The organism is Arthrobacter sp. SO5 (genome assembly GCF_020532805.1).
Classification (GTDB): Bacteria; Actinomycetota; Actinomycetes; order Actinomycetales; family Micrococcaceae; genus Arthrobacter.
The window spans coordinates 23,874-27,044 of sequence record NZ_MQTQ01000082.1 but is presented as its reverse complement, the minus strand read 5'-3'; the positions used below and the strand labels follow the sequence as shown (position 1 = coordinate 27,044).

The window sequence follows — 3,171 nt, the reverse complement described above, 5'->3', positions numbered from 1 at the left end:
GCCCACGTCTAGCGTCACGACGCCGAGGCCCACCCCGACGCCTACCCCGACCCCGACACCGACGACGCCGCCCACGTCTAGCGTCACGACGCCGACACCGACGCCGACACCGACGACGCCGCCCACGTCTAGCGTCACCCCGACGCCCACTCCGACGCCGACGCTCTCCGAAGCACCGGTCACGCAGCCTCCCGCCGCCACCGCTCCCGCCACCACGCTGCCTGCCGCTCCTGCTCCCGGAACGCCGCCGGCACCCGTCACCAGCGCGCCGGGAACGGCGCTGCCTCCGGGAACATCGCCAGCTGCCACGGTTCCCGCAGCGACGACGCCCACGCAGACGCCGGCGCAGACCCCCACGCAGACGGCTACAGGCGGGGAGCCGACGCCGGATCCCACAACCCCGGCGGCCCCCAAACCAACGGGGGCCCTTGACCCCTCCGCGAACCCGTCCGTGGACCCCTCCGCGACGCCGCTGCCGTAGCCGGGCACTGCCGCTGTGCCCGGGGCGGGGTTGTCCCGGGCACAAACCCAGGCCCGCGTGCGTTGGCACGGAATGACAGGCGTGAGTCTTTCCCCGGCATCGCTCCGGGGCGCGCACTACATCCAAACTTCGTGAGGAAGCCTCCCATGACCTCTCTGCATGCCATTGCCCTGACTCTCAATGACGGCACGGAAACTGACTTCGGCCGCTTCAAGGGAAAGGTGGTGCTGGTGGTGAACGTGGCTTCGCAGTGCGGGTTCACGCCTCAGTACGCGGGACTCGAGGCCCTGCACAACAAGTTCCGGGAGCAAGGCTTCGAGGTCCTCGGGGTCCCGTGCAACCAGTTCGCCGGGCAGGAGCCCGGCGCCGATGCCGAGATCGCCGAGTTCTGCGAACGCAACTTCGGCGTGACGTTTCCCCTCACTGTCAAGGCCAATGTCCGCGGAAAGAACCGGCATCCGCTCTACACCGAACTGACGAAATTCAAAAACGGCGTGCTCCCGGGCCTGGTCAAGTGGAACTTCGAGAAGTTCCTCGTGAACCGCGAGGGCAAAGTAGTGGCCCGCTTCGCCCCCACCGTCGAGCCGGACTCCCCGGAGATCATCGAGGCAGTCCAGTCCGCCCTGGAATAGCAGTCGCACCCGGACCGCAAGGGACTAACGGCCCCTATCACTAAGCAGGCTTACCAGCCTAGACTGGCGGAACCCTCCGAAGGACCGGGCTTACCCGCTGTGCAGCCACGCCTGCCTGCCGGGAGTGCAGCCGAGTTGTGCCTGTGGAGGGTGCATCTGACCGCTTCGTGAATCACAACTGGGCGCTCATCTTGGGGGTCCGTGAAACCAGGAGGAATGTGATGACAGGGAACAAAGCCGTTGCCTACAAGGGACCGGGCAAGGTCGAACTCATCGACATTGACTATCCCAGCTTCGAACTCAAAGACGGCCCGGGGGTCAACCCCGCCAACGTGGGCCGCTCGGTGCGGCATGGCGTAATCCTCAAGACCGTTGCTACAAACATCTGCGGCTCCGACCAGCACATGGTCCGGGGGCGGACCACTGCTCCCGTCGACCTGGTCCTCGGCCACGAAATCACCGGCGAGGTCGTTGAAGTGGGCCCCGACGTCGAATTCATCAAGGTGGGGGACATCTGTTCCGTTCCCTTCAACATCGCCTGCGGGCGTTGCCGCAACTGCAAGGAACGCAAGACCGGCATCTGCCTCAACGTCAACCCCGACCGGCCCGGCAGCGCCTATGGCTACGTCGACATGGGCGGCTGGGTGGGAGGCCAGGCCAACTATGTCCTGGTGCCCTACGCGGACTGGAACCTGTTGAAGTTCCCGGACAAGGACCAGGCCCTGGAGAAGATGCTGGACCTGACGATGCTGTCCGATATCTTCCCGACCGGATTCCACGGTGCGGTGTCGGCAGGCGTGGGGGTCGGTTCGACGGTCTACGTTGCCGGGGCGGGTCCCGTGGGCCTGGCTGCGGCGACCAGCGCACAGCTTCTGGGGGCCGCCGTCGTGATTGTCGGTGACATGAACCTGGACCGTCTGGCGCAGGCCCGCAGCTTTGGCTGTGAAACGGTGGACCTGAACAAGGGCGGACCTGCCGAACAGATCGAACAACTGCTGGGCGTCCCGGAAGTCGATTGTGGTGTGGATGCGGTTGGATTCGAGGCCAAGGGGCACGGCGCGGGCGCCCAGGAGGCCCCGGCCACGGTGCTGAACTCGCTGATGGAGGTTACCGCTGCCGGCGGTGCCCTCGGTATTCCGGGACTCTACGTCACAGGCGATCCGGGCGGCGTGGACGAGGCCGCCAAGAAGGGCTCACTCTCGCTCAGCCTCGGGACCGGCTGGGCCAAGTCGCTCAGCTTCACCACGGGGCAGTGCCCGGTGATGAAGTACAACCGCCAGTTGATGATGGCGATCCTGCATGACAGAGTCCACATCGCCAAGAACGTCAACGCCAAGGCGATCACGCTCGACGAGGCGCCTAAGGGCTACGCGGAGTTCGACGCCGGCGCCGCTACGAAGTACGTGCTGAACCCGAACGGCTACCTGAGCTAGCCGCAGGTACCTGAGTAAGCGAGTTCCGTCGGACGCATACCGGAACAGGTATGCGTCCGACGGATTACTCGTTGTTGCCGTTTTTTCGAACATGCCTACTGGAGTTTGCACATTGTTGGCCGAATGTCTGGTTGGATAGACATTACTGAGAGGGAAGTTGGGGGCTACAGCCTCCGCCCAACCAGGAAGGTAGCAATGGAGCTCATCGAGGCCGAACACCCCCGGCCACGTCATTTTCTACTCCATCTGAGTGACCCCCACCTGCTGGGCGGTCCGGGACCGCTGCACGGTGTGGTGGACAGCGACGCCCTGCTCCAACAACTCTTCGACGAAGTCCGGGCTTCCGGCGCGCGCCCCGAAGCTGTGATTTTCACCGGCGACCTCGCTGACCGGGGTGAACCGGAAGCCTACGCGAAGCTGCGGGCCATCGTCGAACCCGCCTGCCAGGCACTGGGCGCGAAAGTCATCTGGGCGATGGGTAACCATGACAACCGCGCCAACTTCCGCACCGGCCTGCTGGACCTGCCTGGGGACGACACCCCTGTGGACCACACCTACTTCATTAACGGGCTGCGGATCATCACCCTCGATACCTCAGTCCCCGGCTTCCACCACGGTGAGCTGA

At 65.2% G+C, this 3,171-nt stretch carries 4 protein-coding genes; 3 read left to right on the top strand and 1 reads right to left on the bottom strand.

Annotated elements, in window-relative coordinates; genetic code table 11:
• The coding region (locus BJG92_RS15265; protein ID WP_232084846.1) for a hypothetical protein at positions 1 to 183 on the bottom strand (183 nt) is incomplete at its 3' end.
• Between the two features lie 444 nt (positions 184 to 627).
• On the opposite strand from BJG92_RS15265, the gene BJG92_RS15260 reads away from it, so the two are divergent.
• The 3 genes from BJG92_RS15260 to BJG92_RS15250 form a co-directional block, all read left to right on the top strand.
• Positions 628 to 1,113: a glutathione peroxidase gene (locus BJG92_RS15260; RefSeq protein ID WP_232084845.1), complete on the top strand. Its 486-nt coding sequence runs from the start codon at positions 628 to 630 to the stop codon at positions 1,111 to 1,113.
• 221 nt (positions 1,114 to 1,334) lie between these two features.
• The gene (gene fdhA, locus BJG92_RS15255; RefSeq protein ID WP_232084844.1) at positions 1,335 to 2,546 is read left to right on the top strand and encodes a formaldehyde dehydrogenase, glutathione-independent; all 1,212 of its coding nucleotides are present in this window, start codon (positions 1,335 to 1,337) and stop codon (positions 2,544 to 2,546) included.
• Positions 2,547 to 2,741: 195 nt separating this feature from the next.
• On the top strand, positions 2,742 to 3,171 hold a 430-nt coding region (locus BJG92_RS15250; protein ID WP_232084843.1), incomplete at its 3' end, for a metallophosphoesterase.